This is a genomic window from Anoxybacillus thermarum, assembly GCF_000836725.1.
Classification (GTDB): Bacteria; Bacillota; Bacilli; order Bacillales; family Anoxybacillaceae; genus Anoxybacillus; species Anoxybacillus thermarum.
Window position 1 is genome coordinate 1 of sequence record NZ_JXTH01000058.1, and the last position, 15873, is coordinate 15873.

Genomic DNA, 15873 nt, shown 5'->3' on the forward strand with positions numbered 1-15873 from the left:
CAGCCCGAATCGACGGGATTTGGCGGAGAAATGGGCAGTTGGTGGAGGAAGAAGAGACCCGAACGGCAGCCTCGGCCTCGACGAAGTCCAAGCGGGTTGAACAGGCCAAACGGAAGGCAGGACGGTTGTGGGCAGATGTGGTGCGTCAGAATCTACCGTGTCTGCAGCGGTCATCCGGGACGCCGATCCATCAAGCGTTGTCGGCGCTTCGGGATTTTGGTTGGGTGTAAAAAATGGAATACAATATCATCACTTCAAGATGAGGGATGAGAGTCCAAAAGCGCTTACGATATCAATTCCTGAAAATGGTTCGCTAACTAGTGATTGACAACACCCGTAGTGAACCGAAAAAATGTTCTCCACAAAGTCTTGACTGACTCAATTTTTTATTTCAAATTGACCAATGTAGGAAACCGTTGCTACAATGAAGATGTTTATACACTAAAATCGGTGTGTAGTTGTATTGTTTCCGTTCGTGATGAACGATATAAGTAACAAAATTTGTGCACATGGAGGATCGGGTCGTGGAAAGTAAAATAGAAGTGTTAGCTACTGTAAAAGTTGAATACTCATCAGATTTATACAAAATTGTCGATTGTTTAAACCGGACGTTAAAAGAAAAAGACTTAATGTTCGGGCTCGCGCTTGATGAAGAAAATAAAGAAAAGGCCGTGTTTACGATTTATCGAACGTAAGAAGGGATGATGGTGAAAAAAATAATCATTGCTTTCGCGTGCGTTTTGTTCGCTGCGTTATCGCTCTACATTCATGCATATAGTGAGGCGGTATCGTTTAAAAACGAGAGCGAACAACGTGCGGTGAAACAAGCCGAGAAAAAAGGAATTGTTCAAGTGACTGACGTATATACGTATCGAGGAAATGATGTATACGTCATTGTGACAGGGAAAGATGATGAAGGTGAACAATGGATCGTATGGGTGACAGAAAAAGGGAAAGTGGCTGCGATGCATCGGGCTTCAGAAGGACTGACGAAACAACAAGCGTTATCTTCCGTTAAGCCGTATCGTCCAAAAACAGTCATTTCCGTAAAATTAGGAATGGAAAAAGGGATCCCGCTTTGGGAAATTACGTATATTGACGAACAAAACCGTTACTCGTTTTATTACGCTCGCTTTGAAGACGGGGCCTTTTTGAAAAGATATCATTTGACGAGGGGGAAGGATGTATGAAATTAGCGAAACGCGTCGCCGCATTAACGCCATCATCAACGCTTGCCATTACGGCAAAAGCAAAAGAATTAAAAGCAGCAGGGCATGATGTCATTGGGCTTGGTGCCGGGGAACCAGATTTTAATACGCCTCAACATATTATGGAAGCCGCTGTAAAAGCGATGTACGACGGACATACAAAATATACGCCATCCGGTGGATTAGCAACATTAAAACAAGAGATTATAAAAAAATTTCAACAAGATCAACAGCTCGATTATAAACCGTCGGAAATTATCGTATGTGTCGGAGCAAAACATGCGCTTTATACGCTATTTCAAGTTATTTTAGACGAAGGCGATGAAGTCATTATTCCGACGCCGTATTGGGTTAGTTATCCAGAGCAAGTAAAACTAGCAGGTGGCGTCCCTGTTTACGTGGAAGGGCTTGAAGAAAACGAGTTCAAAATTACACCGGAGCAGCTAAAACAGGCAATAACAAATCGGACAAAGGCGGTTATTATTAACTCGCCAAGCAATCCAACGGGCGTCATTTATACGAAAGAAGAGCTACAGGCGCTTGGTGAAGTATGCTTAGCCCACGACATTCTCATCGTTTCTGATGAAATTTATGAAAAGCTCGTTTACGGTGGACATGAACACGTTTCAATTGCGCAACTTTCACCGGAATTGAAAAAACAAACGATCATTATTAACGGCGTGTCCAAATCACATTCAATGACAGGATGGCGAATTGGCTATGCAGCAGGCGATGCCGACATCATTCGTGCGATGACAGACTTAGCAAGCCATAGCACATCGAATCCAACATCGATTGCCCAATATGCAGCGATTGCCGCGTATAGCGGGTCACAAGAGCCAGTCGAACATATGCGTCAAGCGTTTGAACAACGTTTGAACATTATTTATGATCGTCTCGTTCAAATTCCAGGGTTTTCTTGCGTGAAACCACAAGGAGCATTTTACTTGTTCCCGAATGCAAAAGAAGCGGCGACAATGACCGGATATGAAAATGTCGATGCGTTTGTCGAAGCGTTGCTTGAAGAAGCGAAAGTGGCGCTCGTGCCAGGTTCAGGTTTCGGTGCGCCAAATAACGTGCGTTTATCATATGCGACATCGCTTGATCTTCTGCATAAAGCACTCGATCGTATTGAAACGTTTATTAGTGAAAAGACGCGCGGCTAGTCGATGTGACTAGCCTTTTCTTCTGAACGTGAGATGATCTTGCGTTTTTTTGTCGAAATGTATAATATTGATGATGTACATACTAGTTGAACGTCTTTGGAGGGACTTTTTGTGAAAACGACGATTGCAGAAGTACATAAATATGTAGGTCAAGAAGTAACGATTGGGGCTTGGCTTGCGAACAAACGGTCAAGCGGAAAGATTGCCTTTTTACAATTGCGCGATGGCACAGGCTTTATTCAAGGAGTTGTGGAAAAAGCGCAAGTGAGCGAAGACGTCTTTCAAGCGGCAAAAAGCATGACGCAAGAAAGTTCGCTCTATGTGACAGGTGTTGTGCGTGAAGATGCACGTTCGCCGTTCGGATACGAGCTTTCTGTCACAAATATTGAACTCATTCATATGGCTGTTGATTATCCGATTACACCAAAAGAACATGGGATCGAGTTTTTAATGGATCACCGTCATTTATGGCTTCGTTCGAAACGTCAACACGCGATTATGAAAATTCGCAACGAAGTCATTCGTGCAACGTATGAATTTTTCAATGAAAATGGCTTTGTCAAAGTCGATCCACCCATTTTAACAGGAAGTGCGCCAGAAGGAACGACCGAATTGTTCCATACGAAATATTTTGATGAAGATGCATACCTTTCTCAAAGTGGCCAGCTGTATATGGAAGCAGCAGCGATGGCGCTCGGCAAAGTATTTTCGTTCGGTCCGACGTTTCGTGCCGAAAAATCAAAAACGCGTCGCCATTTAATCGAGTTTTGGATGATCGAGCCGGAAATGGCGTTTTATCAGTTTGAAGACAACTTACAAGTACAAGAACAATACGTATCCCATATTGTACAGTCGGTGTTGAAAAATTGTCAGCTAGAGCTAAACACGCTCGGTCGTGATACGTCTAAATTAGAAAATGTAAAGCCGCCATTTGCCCGCATTACGTATGATGAGGCAATTCAGCTTCTTCATGAAAAAGGGTTTGACGACATTCAATGGGGTGATGACTTCGGTGCTCCACATGAAACAGCGATTGCCGAAAGTTTTGATAAACCTGTATTTATTACACATTATCCAACGACATTAAAGCCGTTTTACATGCAGCCGGATCCGAAGCGTCCTGAAGTTGTTCTTTGCGCCGATTTAATTGCTCCAGAAGGATACGGCGAAATTATCGGCGGTTCGGAGCGCATTCACGACTACGACTTATTAAAGCAACGGTTAGAAGAACATCAACTGTCGCTTGATGCATACAAATGGTATTTAGAGCTTCGTCAATACGGTTCTGTGCCTCATTCTGGTTTCGGATTAGGTCTTGAGCGGACAATCGCGTGGATTTGCGGCGTCGAACACGTTCGTGAAACGATTCCATTCCCGCGTTTATTAAATCGTTTATATCCATAATGAACAAATCCCCCGTACTCACATGGGGGATTTGTTTTATGGTATAATAGGGCGTGAGGTGTTTGATATGAATAATGAAATGATTCGTTTTTTCCGTACAGGAAGCATTGCCATCCCACGATTGTTGTTAACGAACTATAAGAAGCTTGGATTAAATGAAACAGAATTTATGCTCCTTTTACACATTCATTCGTTTCTTGAGCAAGGCATTTCGTTTCCAACACCGGATGAAATCGCGGCTCGAATGACGATTTCTCCAGAAATGTGCATGCAACAATTAAGAAAGCTCGTTCAAAAAGGGTTTTTAGCCATTGAAGAACAGATGGATAACTATATTCGAAGTGAATGTTATTCGCTTGATCCGCTTTGGGAAAAGCTCATTCGCACCGTTTTTCAAGGACAAAAACAAGAAGAAGAACAAGAAGAACAATTGTACACCGTTTTCGAGCATGAGTTTGGTCGTCCGCTTTCACCGATGGAGTGTGAAACGTTAGCGATGTGGATGGATCAAGACGAGCATGATCCGACGATCATTAAAGCGGCCCTACGAGAAGCTGTATTATCTGGAAAACTAAATTTCCGTTATATTGATCGGATTTTATTTGAATGGAAAAAGAACGGCATTAAAACAATTGAACAAGCGCAACAACATGCAAAAAAGTTTCGCAAAAACCAAGGAAAGCAAGAACAATCATATAAACCAACCGTTCCGATTTATAATTGGCTTGAACAGTCGTAGAAAGGATGGTTACATGCTAACAAAACAACAAATTCGCTACTGTTTGGACGAGATCGCAAATATGTTTCCAAACGCGCATTGTGAGCTTATTCATCGCAACCCGTTTGAGCTGTTAATCGCCGTCGTTTTATCGGCGCAATGTACGGATGCGCTCGTCAATAAAGTGACGAAGCAATTATTTGAAAAATATAAAACACCAGAAGATTACGTGTCTGTTTCATTAGAGGAGTTGCAGCAAGATATTCGTTCGATCGGTCTATATCGGAATAAAGCGAAAAACATCCAGCAATTATGTCGGATATTAATTGAACAATATGGCGGAAACGTGCCGCAAAGCCGCGATGAATTAATGAAGCTTCCTGGCGTTGGGCGTAAAACAGCGAACGTTGTCGTATCTGTTGCCTTCGGTGTCCCTGCCATTGCTGTGGATACGCATGTTGAACGGGTAAGCAAACGGCTCGGCATTTGCCGCTGGAAAGATTCGGTGTTAGAAGTAGAAGAAACATTAATGCGTAAAATTCCGAAAGAAGAATGGTCGATGACCCATCATCGCCTTATTTTTTTTGGGCGCTATCATTGCAAAGCGCAATCTCCTAAATGCGACGCATGTCCACTTCTTCATCTTTGTCGTGAAGGAAAAAAACGGATGAAAGGAAAGATGTAAATGATCGTTCCAAAAACGTTTCAACATCCGCTCTTTTTTGCGACCGATACGATCGATATCGAGGTGCTTCAGCCGTTTCCGATGATGATGAAGCATGTGCCGTTTTATTATGATATGACAAATGAAGAAAAGCCATGGCAACAAAAAGAATGCGCGCTTCCTGCCGTATTTCAGCTTTGGGAAGAAGAAAAACGTGAGCTTGCCCCGTTGTTTGCAAAACGTCAAGCGAAACAAGCAAAAGACGGGATCATTCGGGGGATAAGCTATTTTTTATGCGCACTATATTGGCTGAACGAACGCCCAATAGGAAACATATGCTGCTGGGAAGAGGAAGTCCAATCGCTTTCGCTTCGCCCGTTAAATGTCATCGATCGTCTTTCTTTTATTTTCGCTCGTCCTGCTCTTCATCATTCGTTTGTTCAGTTAGATGAATTATTTATCGAGCTTGCCAAACTGTTTTATAAACAAATGGTTCAACAAAAAAGAGACTGAGTATGCGCTCAGTCTCCTTTTTATGATTGGCGATCGGTCGTTTCGTTATTATTTCCGTTATCTTGTTGGTCGTCTGTTTCGGATGAATTGTTATTCGGATTGTCTGGTTCGTCCGGATCCGTTGGCGTGCTTGGATTTGTTGGATTTTCCGGATTTGTTGGCGTCTCCGGGGTTTCTTCGTTTCCCGACTGTCCTGGCGATTCATTTTCATTCGGCTGTTGCGGTTCTTCTTTTGGAATTTGCACAAGCGCTGTCGCTGGCGCGCTTTGTGTACCGTCAGCTGTCACGACGTATACTTCAAACAAATATACGGAGCCTTCTTTCGCATCGACAGTTAGCTGTGAATCTTTTGTTTTTGCGATGACGGTTGGTGTGCGACCGTCTACTGTTTGCCGTACTTCAAATGATACATCTTTTTCTGGATCGATCGTATATGACCAGGCTAACGAAATCGTTTGTGTTGCTGGATCGTATTGCGCTTGTAAGTCTTTGACTGGTTCAATCACTTCTGGTTCATCTTCAGCCACTTCTGTCGGTTCTTCATAACCGCGAACGAAATATTCGTACGTAATTTCACTTTTCGGCGTATGTTCGCTTGCGAGTTTTGGCGGATTCGTTCCTTTTTTCACCGCTAGTTTCACAACGCTTTTCGGCTGTTTAAAATCGCTACTACTGCCGTCGTCAATATGCGAAATGACGCGTTTAAACAACTGTTTTGCATATTGTTGTTCAGGCTTCGATAAATACGCTTCGCTACTTTTTTTACTAAAACCGGTCCAAATGGCAGCCGTATAGTTTGGCGTATAACCGACAAACCAGCTGTCAGGCACAGCCCCTCTTTGTAGACCATACTTGCGGCGGTCTTTTTCATCGTAGTTCGTCGTTCCTGTTTTTCCGGCAACATAAAGCCCTGGTACGTTTGCTGCTGTTCCTGTTCCAGATTGAACGACCGTTTTTAACATATCGGTAATCATAAACGCCGTATAATCTTTCATCGCTACTTTCGGCTCTGGACGGAGATCCATTTCTGTTCCATCTGGGAATACAACTTTTTTCACCGCATGCGGTTCAATAAAAATACCACCGTTTCCGAATGCGCTATATGCCCCAGCCATTTGAAGGGGGGAGACACCTTTTCCGACGCCGCCAACGGCATACGCTTCATGCATTTCTTCAAAGCCCATGCCAAGCTTGTTCGCAAACTCCTTTGCTCGCTCTAATCCAACTTCTTGAAGCGCTTTTAACGCCGGAATGTTACGAGAACGAGCAAGGGCAGTCCGCATCGACATTTCCCCTTCATATTTGCCGTCCCAGTTTTTAATTGGCGTTCCATCAGAATATTGATACGGTTCATCTTTTAATTGATGATACGTTGACCATTTTAAATATTCAATCGCTGGGCCGTAATCGACGATCGGTTTAATGGTTGAACCTGGCTGTTTTCGTGTATCGGTTGCATAGTTAAATCCGAACGTAACACCTTCTTCTTTTTTCCGTCCGCCGCCAAGCGCCCGAATTTCGCCTGTTTTCGTATCTACGACCGCAATACCAGCTTGAAAATCAGCTTTATTTGTACGAATGACTTCGTCCGAGTTCAACAAATCTTCCACATATGATTGGGCGTTCGGATCTAATGTTGTATAAATTTGCAGTCCGGCAGTAAATACATCAAGACCTGTTTTTTCTGTCACTTCATCGATCACTTGATCAATAAAGGAATCGTATGGGATATCGCTTTGTTGTTTATTTTCTGTTAACAGCGATTGAACAGGTATTTTTTTCGCCGCTTCAGCTTCTTCTTTTGAAATAAAACCATGTTTCACCATTAGCGACAATACTGTATTTCGACGCTTTTCCGCTGCTTCTGGATGCGTAAACGGATTGTAGTTGTTCGGGCTTTGTGGAATGCCGGCGAGCAATGCCGCTTCCGGAAGCGTTAATTGCGATAAATCACTTTTGCCAAAGTACGTTTCCGCCGCTTTTGCGACACCGTATGCCCGATTTGAGTAATAAATTTTGTTTAAATACATTTCTAAAATTTCGTGTTTAGAGTATTTTTGTTCAAGCCGAATGGCAAGCCATAGCTCTTGCACTTTTCGTTTTAACGTTTTTTCAGGTGTTAAAAAAGAAAGTTTGACGACTTGTTGTGTAATCGTGCTTCCACCTTCAGCGCCAAATCCTTCGCGAATGTTTGCTAAAACGGCGCCGAAAAAGCGGACAATATCAAAACCGTGATGTTCGTAAAAGCGCGCATCTTCTGTCGCAAGCACCGCGTTCTCAAGCACTTTTGGAATATCGTTATACGATACGTAAATGCGCTTTTGTTGACCGAGCTCTGTTACTTTTTTCCCATTTACGTCGTACACGATCGAGGCTAAAGGATCGCGCAACAGCGTTTCATCGAGCGGCGGTGCATCTTTAATCATCCAAGCAAATGCAGCTACACCAGAAAACATGCCGATGGTCATGATGAGCAACATGATGAGCACAATTTTTTTCATTATCGAACGCCCTCGCTCTCGCGGACGTTGTTTTTTTTGTTCTACTTGTTTTCGTTCTGTCCGTGAACGATAATTCGCCATATCGTTCCTCCTATTCTAAAAATATAGTTTGTCCACAATTTGAATATAATCGATTCGTGGGTGATAGCCAAGCGGAATGAGATGGCCGTGCCGTTCTACTTCCGCCTTTGTGATTGATTTGCGTCCACCTTGTTGCTTTCGCTCCCAATATTCAAGGAGGTGATGCGCATCGAATAAATACGTTTCATCGAGTGTTGTAAAACGCAAAATCACGAAGCAAATCGCTCCGTGGGCTAGTACTTGTTTCATATGCTCAATTTGATGTTCATGAAAATTTTGAAGCGGGAACGACGTACGATTCCTCGTTTCTTTGGCTTCAAAATCAACATATTTCCCACGGTATACACCGTTATAGTCCGTCGTTGACGGTTGTTTAAAATACGCTTCTTTAATGACCGCCGCACTTCGTTTCGGGTAATCGACCCGAACGATTTGCACCGGCGTCGGTTTTTTATGAATGACGGCAATGCCTTGAGCTAAATAATAGGCGTTTGTTTCGTTTAAATCCGCCTCTAGCGTCATTCCGCGATTTCCATACGTATCAGAAGCACGAGTATGCCATGTGCGTTCATTTTCTTTTTTTTCATATGCTCGCCCATTCGGATATTTAAACATATCATCCCCCCTTGAATGTTCAACATTATACCATATGTTTTGTCTGTTCGTCATTTGCCCGAAAATTAGAAAAAGCGAGCAAACATACTCGCTTTTTCTAAAACATGACTTTGGATATTTTTCGATTTTATGTAGAAGGGCGGTCTGGACCTTCTAGTTTTTTGTCACCAAATCCTGTTGTTTCTTCTTGCTTCGGCTTTTGTTTTTTCTTTTGCTCTTTTTTTGCCATTTGAATTCCTCCTTTCGTCCTTTTATTTTGACCGATCATGTAAAAAACATACGAATGCAATTGTCGAATTTTGTACGTGTACGACTTTGTTTGCCGAATTTCTTCTAGTTTTGTCAATCAAGAAGGGACGAGGAGATGGATAGCGAATGTGTATGGCAAAGGGCGAAAGGGGAGTTGGAGGATGGAACATATTCAAATGCAATTACAACAATTGTTTGATGACATTGAGCAATTAGAAAAAAAATTAAAAGAGCGTACGACTGAGCAAATGGATACACATTACGATATGCAACAAGACAGCTTACAAGACATCGAACGCCAACTCGACAACATTGAACAACAAATCGAAAAAAAAGAGACGTATATGTTCGCTCCGGCGATATAAAAAGGTGGCACGTTGGCCACCTTTATTCTTTTACACGTTCAATTGTCACCGGGCGATGCGTTTCGCTTCCTACTGTGTCAATGGCATAGTCGACAACTTCACGTTGCTTCGGTGCGACATGTTCGCCATGTTTTGGCTTCTCGTTTTCACGCCCTTTTTTCTTATGGTGAAAATGAACACCACGCCCCATTTTCATCCGCCTCCTTTTCCATGCTAGCGTCCCACTTAGCATGGCACAAGAGGGGACAAATCATTCAGCGCTTCCGGAATATTGTTTAATACGCTCATCGTCAGGTTTGTAAGCCCCAAGCGCTTCTAAATCGCGCACAAGATGGCGGTATACGCCAAGCGGCAATTCATTGCGCAAATAAAGTTGACGCGCAAAGTCAAGTAGCTCGTTTGCATCGATCGGCTCATATTGTTTTGTCGCAATAAATTTGTTTTTTAATTCAATAATTGTCATAATTATTCCCTCCCCCTTTTGCACTTATCATAACATAAAAAAAGACGACGTGTTAAATTCAAAAAATTGAGAATTCCGACATAGATTGACACAATTAGTCATGAACCATTTTGCGAAAAACGAATACGATGTAGTGAAAGGGGAGAGAAAAGATGTACCAGCCATGGTCTACGATGCAAATGCCACATATGGTACCTGTTCATTATCATCCATATTATTCTCAACCGGCTTCGTTTCCTGTTCCATCAGTCGTTCCGCCCATGTCTCCATTTGTTACACCGCCTGCCTCTCCGTTCGTTCCACCCATGTCTCCATTCGCTCCTGCAAAGCCGCCAAGCTTGCTTGAGCAGTTTAAAACGAAAGAAGGAACGTACGATATTACAAAAATGATGAATACGATGGGGCAGGCGGTGCAAGTCATGAATCAAATGAGCGGACTCGTAAAAGGATTAACGCAAACGTTTAAAATGTAACGTTTGCGTTTTTTATCGTTTATTCAATTGGAATAAATGTTTTCTTTTGTGGAAGGCGAATGATAAGTTTTCCGTCTTGAAGTGACGCTTGAATGTCTGATTCACGAACAGGATAAGGGAGAAAAATAGATTTTGTCGCGCGTTCATACGTTCGCTGACGATGAATCATCTTCTTTTCATCATCAATCGTTTCCGTCTGTTCATCGTAAACGACCGACAACAATAGACGTGTGTCGTCTATAAACTGTAAATGAACGTTCTCACGTTTCACATTTGGAAGATGGGCGATGATGATATATTGTTCTTTTGTTTCGCGTACATCGATTGGGATGTAGATTGGCGAGAACGTGCGATGAACATATTCATCAAGCGTATACAACAATTTTTTTAATGAACGATCATCAAAAAACGAGTCGAGCATATGGGACAAATCTTTTTTCATACATATTCACTCCTTATGACATACGTTTGTTCGTAATATATGCAGGAAAAAATAAATTGTTCGCGAAACTTTTTATGTTATGAATCGTAAATATGTGAAAGAGATGAGAAAGGAAGAGAGCGTATGCAAAGAAAACGAGAGAAAAACGAGCGGTCAAACGTCAAACATATCGTAAACAAATATAAAGAAAAAGGAATCAACATTAGCTTATGTAAGCCGCGTTCAGCGATCAAATGGCTTTTCGTGCAAAATAGTTGCCTTTTTCCACATATATGATACAATGAAACTAAAGTTCATATATGTCAAGAGACGAAGAGAGACCATACATGCATAATAAGTAAAGCTTATTGTGCTTGTTTTGGTCTCTTTTTATTTTTATAGGGGGAATGATGATGTTTTCAGCGAAACAACGAATGGAAATAATCGAGGAAATGAGTAAAACGACGTATGATGTGCTTGTGATTGGCGGAGGCATTACCGGTTGTGGCATCGCGCTCGACGCAACGACGCGCGGAATGAAAACAGCGCTCATTGAGATGCAAGATTTTGCGGCCGGCACGTCAAGCCGTTCGACGAAACTCGTTCATGGGGGATTACGTTATTTAAAACAGCTCGAAGTAAAAATGGTCGCAGAAGTCGGGAAAGAGCGGGCTATTGTGTATGAAAACGGACCGCATGTCACGACACCAGAATGGATGTTATTGCCGATTCATCGTGGTGGCACGTTCGGAAAATGGAGTACGTCTATCGGGTTATGGGTGTATGATCATTTAGCGCGCGTCAAAAAAAAGGAACGGCGAACGATGTTATCACCATATGAAACGTTGCAAAAAGAGCCGTTAATTAAACAAGACGGATTGCTTGGCGGCGGTTATTACGTTGAATACCGGACAGATGATGCACGATTGACGATTGAAGTGATAAAAAAAGCGGTGGAATGCGGAGCTCACGCAGTCAATTATGTAAAAGCAGAATCGTTTTTGTACGATGAAAATGGGCGAATCAATGGGGTGACATGTCGCGAGCAAACGACAGCGAAAACGTTTACGATATATGCGAAAAAAATTGTCAATGCGGCAGGGCCATGGGTCGATATATTACGTGAAAAAGACGGCTCACACGTCGGAAAAAAATTACGCTTAACAAAAGGGGTGCACATTGTCGTTGATCAAGCACATTTCCCGCTTAAGCAAGCGGTATATTTTGATACGCCTGACGGTCGCATGGTGTTTGCTATTCCGCGCGAAGGGAAGACGTACGTCGGCACGACAGATACGTTTTATGACGGAGATCGCGTCCATCCGAAAATGACAAGCGATGACCGCGACTATTTACTGCGTGCCATTCGATACATGTTCCCGTCCGTTCATTTGAAGGAACAACATATTGAATCAAGTTGGGCTGGATTGCGTCCACTCATTTATGAGGAAGGAAAAGATCCATCTGAAATTTCCCGGAAAGATGAAGTTTGGCAATCTCCATCTGGTCTGATTACGATTGCAGGGGGAAAGTTAACAGGCTATCGCAAAATGGCTGAAACTGTTGTTGACTTGATCGCTAAACAGCTAGGTGGGACGTATCCACCGTGTCAAACGAAACATTTGCCGATTTCTGGTGGGGACGTTGGTGGTGCGAGCCGATGGCATACGTTTATGTGTGAAAAAATAGCTGAAGGAATGGGTTGCGGCTTGACGGAACAACAAGCAAAACGGCTCGTGCAGCGATACGGCACGAATGTCGATCGTTTATTCGCTTTTGCTAGCACATACAATCGAAAGGAAATAGCTCTTCCTATTGATTGGTATGTGATGTGCCTATATGCGCTTGAATGCGAAATGACGGTAACACCGCTCGACTTTTTCATTCGGCGTACCGGCGCGCTCTTTTTTGACATTCATGCGGTTCGTCAGTTAAAAGAAGCAGTCGTTACGTTGATGCAATCGTATTTTCATTGGACAGAAGAGGAGCGAAATAAATACGAACAGCAAGTAAACGTTGCGCTTCATGATGCCGTTATTCCGAGCAATGAAGCACAACGTTAGAGCGCTAGGCGGGATCTTCCGCCTTTTCTATTTCTTTCAATTTTTCTATAATGCGCCGTTTACGATAAAACATGGAACCAACTTCAGCAATATCAGCAATCATTGTTTGGTTTGTCCACGCTCCGAATAACATCCCGACAATGGGAATAGCTTGAAATAGTTTTTTCCAGCCGTATTGATCGCGAAATGCCCAAATGATTTCCCGCCAACCTTGCAGTTGAGACATCATTTGTCGCTCATTTTTCATCGACCATTCGTTTAAAATGGCTTGTTTTCCAACGACATCAGCAAGCGCAAATTGTAAACATTTGACGATAAATAATCGTTCTTCTTTCTCGTGTGGATCAAATCCATAGATCATTGCAATTTCTTGCAACGTTTTTAAAGCGGTTCCGAGAACGACAACCACATCAAGAAACAACGTAAACGCACCGCCAAATCCTGTCGTAGCCCCTTGATATGTCGCAAACGTTTTGCGTTTAGCAACAAGTGTTTCGCACGCTTCATTCATCTTTTGTAAAGGAATCGAGCGAACATCGTCTAACGTGATCTCCCCATAAAAAGAGGATAAAACAGTTTCTTTATTTACGAGATATTGTCCACCTGTTTGAATATATTGTCCGAGCTCATCAAGCAATTGCGCCATTTTTTTATGTATCCATGCGGGCGTGAGTCGATCAAGTAAAATAAACGGTAAACGGCTCATTTTTTCCCAAAACCATATACGCTTTTGTTCTTTTTCCCATTCCTCAATGTGATGGAGCTGTTCTATTAAAAACGATTGATGATCCATTTCGTTCACCTCACCGATACATACGAATGAAAACACGAGAAGTTTCAAAAAACACCGGCAATTGTGCCGGTGTTAGTGAAATTGTACGTCAATTCGTTTTTTTCCATCTGATTGTGTTTTCGGAATGCGAATTTCAAGTACACCGTTTTTATATGATGCTTGTACGTTTTCATGTGCAGCATGGGAAGGAAGTGGAATCGTGCGATAAAATCGTCCGTAAAACCGCTCTTGTCGATGCATATGTTCATCTTTTACATCATGTTGTCGCCGCACTTGACCGCTAATCGATAATGTTTGATCGTCGATATGAATGTCGACATCTTCTTTTCGTTCTAGTCCCGGGATGTCGCACGTGACAATCATTTCTTTATCATTTTCATGCACATCAACGCGCGGCATACGAAACATATCATCCATATGCGATAAAAAGGAAGGGAAGTTAGAAAACATACGTTCTACATCTCTGCGCATCACATCTAACGAACGAAATGGATCCATCGTCAAGCCTCCTCGCATCATATTCGATACGTATTTTGCGCAAATTGAACAATGTTATGCAAAAAAACTTGCCTCAGCGAGAAGGCAAGTTTTCCATCTGTTGCACGTATAAACGAACGAGCTCGTATTGATGTTTGGCATCAAGCGATGATGTGGCAATTCGCTTCACGGCTAATGAAAATTTTTCATAAGGCGATTTTCTTAAGCGCGGATGTGTCATTTCATCTAATAAATCGCGCTGAATAGCATCGAGCAGCACATCTTCCGCCTCGTTTTCCCCGACAGGCAACGCACGGTTTGACCATAATGATCGATATGCGTCTAATAGCTCCAAACTAACCCCTCCCTCAATCAATCCGTTCAATCGTTTCTGCCATTTGTAAAAAAGGATCTAGTTCATTTTCTTGTTGTACAAAAATCGTCAGCCGCATCGGCGTTCCATTTTTTACGACAAACACGTATACTTCGCCATCTTCAATGGCGCTTTTATATACGTCTGCACCGTTTAAACGTGTTCCTTTTGTCCACGCCATTTTTTCAACTGTTCCATCTTTGTTGCTTGCTTTCACATATTGTTCGGCTTGTTCGGCAATGAGCGACCAGTCTGCCCCTTCATCAATGAGTTCAACAGTCATCGACGCTTTTTCTTCATCAAGAAAAATCATATCTTTCCCTGGCTCGACTGCTTCCGCCATATAGCCGTTTAAAATATTTGCTTGAAACGGCTGATTGCTACTTTTATATGTGAAAAATGATTGTTGCGGTTGTTCGCTCGTTTCCGTCCGTTCAATCGTTTTGGCCATCGTCATAAACGTATTCAGCCAGTTATCTTCTTTTTTTGTAAAAACGGTTAAAAACATTGGTTCATCTTCCGTCACACCAACGATATAAACGACATCGTTGTCGACAGAGGCTTCGTATACGATCGCATCTTCAAAAGGGAGTTGGCCTTCAAACGGTGTTGCTTTTTCAGAGACGGCCATTGCTCGTTCTTTAGCGTACATTTCCATTTGATCTTTCGCTTCTTTCGGCAACAGCTCAATGCGCATCCATTGGTCTTGTTCACTTTCATGCATCACGACATCTTTTCCCGGTTCCTCAGCTTCTAAGGTGAATTTTGGTAATAATGAAATCGTAAACGGTTGATTTGTGCTTTCAACGAGTGTAAAATCAAGCGGTTTTTGCTCTTTTGCTTGTTGTTTATGTTCGACAGGCTGTTTCGCTGGCGCTGTCGTTTGTTCGTTACATGCGGAAAGCAATGTAGCGACAGCAACCCCACAAATGAATAGCTTCGATCGTTGTTTCATTTGTTTCGCTCCTTTAATTGTTTTTACTTTTATTGTCGTATAGTTTTACGTTTCATGCAAGTATTCCTTTCTATATGAGTCAGTCAAGACTTTGTGGAGAACATTTTTTCGGTTCACTACGGGTGTTGTCAATCACTAGTTAGCGAACCATTTTCAGGAATTGATATCGTAAGCGCTTTTGGACTCTCATCCCTCATCTTGAAGTGATGATATTGTATTCCATTTTTTTACACCCAACCAAAATCCCGAAGCGCCGACAACGCTTGATGGATCGGCGTCCCGGATGACCGCTGCAGACACGGTAGATTCTGACGCACCACATCTGCCCACAACCGTCCTGCCTTCCGTTTGGCCTGTTCAACCCGCTTGGA

Annotated in this window: 20 protein-coding genes and 2 pseudogenes; 12 read left to right on the forward strand and 10 right to left on the reverse strand. The window is 42.6% G+C overall.

The features are described from left to right. The 8 genes and pseudogenes from LH47_RS15405 to LH47_RS11915 all read left to right on the forward strand — a co-directional run. Window positions 1–230: pseudogene (locus LH47_RS15405) on the forward strand (UPF0236 family protein); the annotation flags it as partial. Window positions 231–524: 294 nt separating this feature from the next. Continuing rightward, window positions 525–695, forward strand: a complete 171-nt coding sequence (locus LH47_RS15410; protein WP_006319505.1) for a YpmA family protein — start codon at window positions 525–527, stop codon at window positions 693–695. A 6-nt stretch (window positions 696–701) separates the two neighbouring features. Next, a complete protein-coding gene (locus LH47_RS11890; RefSeq protein WP_043967801.1) occupies window positions 702–1190 on the forward strand; it encodes a cell wall elongation regulator TseB-like domain-containing protein in 489 nt (162 codons plus the stop codon). Beyond that, on the forward strand, window positions 1187–2374 hold the full coding sequence (locus tag LH47_RS11895) for a pyridoxal phosphate-dependent aminotransferase (protein ID WP_043967804.1): 1188 nt from the start codon (window positions 1187–1189) through the stop codon (window positions 2372–2374). Before LH47_RS11890 ends, LH47_RS11895 begins: the two co-directional genes overlap by 4 nt. 111 nt (window positions 2375–2485) lie before the next feature. Continuing rightward, complete coding sequence (gene asnS / locus LH47_RS11900; protein WP_043967806.1) at window positions 2486–3778, forward strand: asparagine--tRNA ligase; 1293 nt, start codon at window positions 2486–2488, stop codon at window positions 3776–3778. A 67-nt stretch (window positions 3779–3845) separates the two neighbouring features. After that, window positions 3846–4517 (forward strand): DnaD domain-containing protein, encoded by a 672-nt coding sequence (locus LH47_RS11905; RefSeq protein WP_043967808.1) that lies wholly within the window; start codon window positions 3846–3848, stop codon window positions 4515–4517. Between the two features lie 13 nt (window positions 4518–4530). Next, on the forward strand, window positions 4531–5181 hold the full coding sequence (nth, locus tag LH47_RS11910) for an endonuclease III (protein ID WP_043967810.1): 651 nt from the start codon (window positions 4531–4533) through the stop codon (window positions 5179–5181). Then, window positions 5182–5673 carry a YpoC family protein gene (locus LH47_RS11915; RefSeq protein ID WP_043967812.1) on the forward strand — a complete coding sequence of 164 codons (492 nt, stop codon included), beginning with the start codon at window positions 5182–5184 and terminating at the stop codon, window positions 5671–5673. A gap of 20 nt (window positions 5674–5693) precedes the next feature. On the opposite strand, the gene LH47_RS11920 is transcribed toward LH47_RS11915, so the two are convergent. Together LH47_RS11920 and recU are read right to left on the reverse strand one after the other, a co-directional pair. After that, window positions 5694–8255, reverse strand: coding sequence for a penicillin-binding protein 1A (locus LH47_RS11920; protein WP_043967814.1), 2562 nt, complete (start codon window positions 8253–8255; stop codon window positions 5694–5696). Window positions 8256–8270: 15 nt separating this feature from the next. Next, window positions 8271–8870 carry a Holliday junction resolvase RecU gene (gene recU / locus LH47_RS11925; RefSeq protein WP_043967815.1) on the reverse strand — a complete coding sequence of 200 codons (600 nt, stop codon included), beginning with the start codon at window positions 8868–8870 and terminating at the stop codon, window positions 8271–8273. Between the two features lie 410 nt (window positions 8871–9280). On the opposite strand from recU, the gene LH47_RS11930 reads away from it, so the two are divergent. After that, window positions 9281–9484: a hypothetical protein gene (locus LH47_RS11930; RefSeq protein ID WP_009373629.1), complete on the forward strand. Its 204-nt coding sequence runs from the start codon at window positions 9281–9283 to the stop codon at window positions 9482–9484. 22 nt (window positions 9485–9506) lie between these two features. Here LH47_RS11930 and LH47_RS16505 read toward each other — a convergent pair whose 3' ends face one another. Next, complete coding sequence (locus LH47_RS16505) at window positions 9507–9674, reverse strand: hypothetical protein (RefSeq protein ID WP_167333784.1); 168 nt, start codon at window positions 9672–9674, stop codon at window positions 9507–9509. A 60-nt stretch (window positions 9675–9734) separates the two neighbouring features. Next, the gene (locus LH47_RS11935) at window positions 9735–9947 is read right to left on the reverse strand and encodes a YppF family protein (RefSeq protein WP_043967817.1); all 213 of its coding nucleotides are present in this window, start codon (window positions 9945–9947) and stop codon (window positions 9735–9737) included. 152 nt (window positions 9948–10099) lie between these two features. Here LH47_RS11935 and LH47_RS11940 point away from each other — a divergent pair, with 152 nt between their 5' ends. Further along, window positions 10100–10420 (forward strand): YppG family protein, encoded by a 321-nt coding sequence (locus LH47_RS11940; RefSeq protein WP_043967819.1) that lies wholly within the window; start codon window positions 10100–10102, stop codon window positions 10418–10420. Window positions 10421–10439: 19 nt separating this feature from the next. Here the strand turns inward: LH47_RS11940 and LH47_RS11945 are convergent, their stop codons facing one another. Beyond that, a complete protein-coding gene (locus LH47_RS11945; protein ID WP_043967821.1) occupies window positions 10440–10862 on the reverse strand; it encodes an Hsp20 family protein in 423 nt (140 codons plus the stop codon). Between the two features lie 123 nt (window positions 10863–10985). Here LH47_RS11945 and LH47_RS16385 point away from each other — a divergent pair, with 123 nt between their 5' ends. Next, a complete protein-coding gene (locus LH47_RS16385; protein ID WP_161792579.1) occupies window positions 10986–11138 on the forward strand; it encodes a hypothetical protein in 153 nt (50 codons plus the stop codon). Between the two features lie 113 nt (window positions 11139–11251). Beyond that, on the forward strand, window positions 11252–12904 hold the full coding sequence (locus LH47_RS11950) for a glycerol-3-phosphate dehydrogenase/oxidase (RefSeq protein WP_043967822.1): 1653 nt from the start codon (window positions 11252–11254) through the stop codon (window positions 12902–12904). Window positions 12905–12908: 4 nt separating this feature from the next. On the opposite strand, the gene LH47_RS11955 is transcribed toward LH47_RS11950, so the two are convergent. From LH47_RS11955 to LH47_RS15415, 5 genes and pseudogenes are all read right to left on the reverse strand, one after another. Next, on the reverse strand, window positions 12909–13697 hold the full coding sequence (locus LH47_RS11955) for an EcsC family protein (RefSeq protein ID WP_043967824.1): 789 nt from the start codon (window positions 13695–13697) through the stop codon (window positions 12909–12911). Window positions 13698–13769: 72 nt separating this feature from the next. After that, complete coding sequence (locus LH47_RS11960) at window positions 13770–14195, reverse strand: Hsp20/alpha crystallin family protein (protein ID WP_043967826.1); 426 nt, start codon at window positions 14193–14195, stop codon at window positions 13770–13772. Window positions 14196–14268: 73 nt separating this feature from the next. Continuing rightward, entirely contained in the window at window positions 14269–14529 is a 261-nt protein-coding gene (locus tag LH47_RS11965) for a hypothetical protein (RefSeq protein ID WP_043967827.1), read from the reverse strand. A 13-nt stretch (window positions 14530–14542) separates the two neighbouring features. Next, window positions 14543–15502 carry a hypothetical protein gene (locus LH47_RS11970; RefSeq protein ID WP_043967829.1) on the reverse strand — a complete coding sequence of 320 codons (960 nt, stop codon included), beginning with the start codon at window positions 15500–15502 and terminating at the stop codon, window positions 14543–14545. Window positions 15503–15729: 227 nt separating this feature from the next. Then, window positions 15730–15873, reverse strand: a pseudogene (locus tag LH47_RS15415) (UPF0236 family protein); the annotation flags it as partial.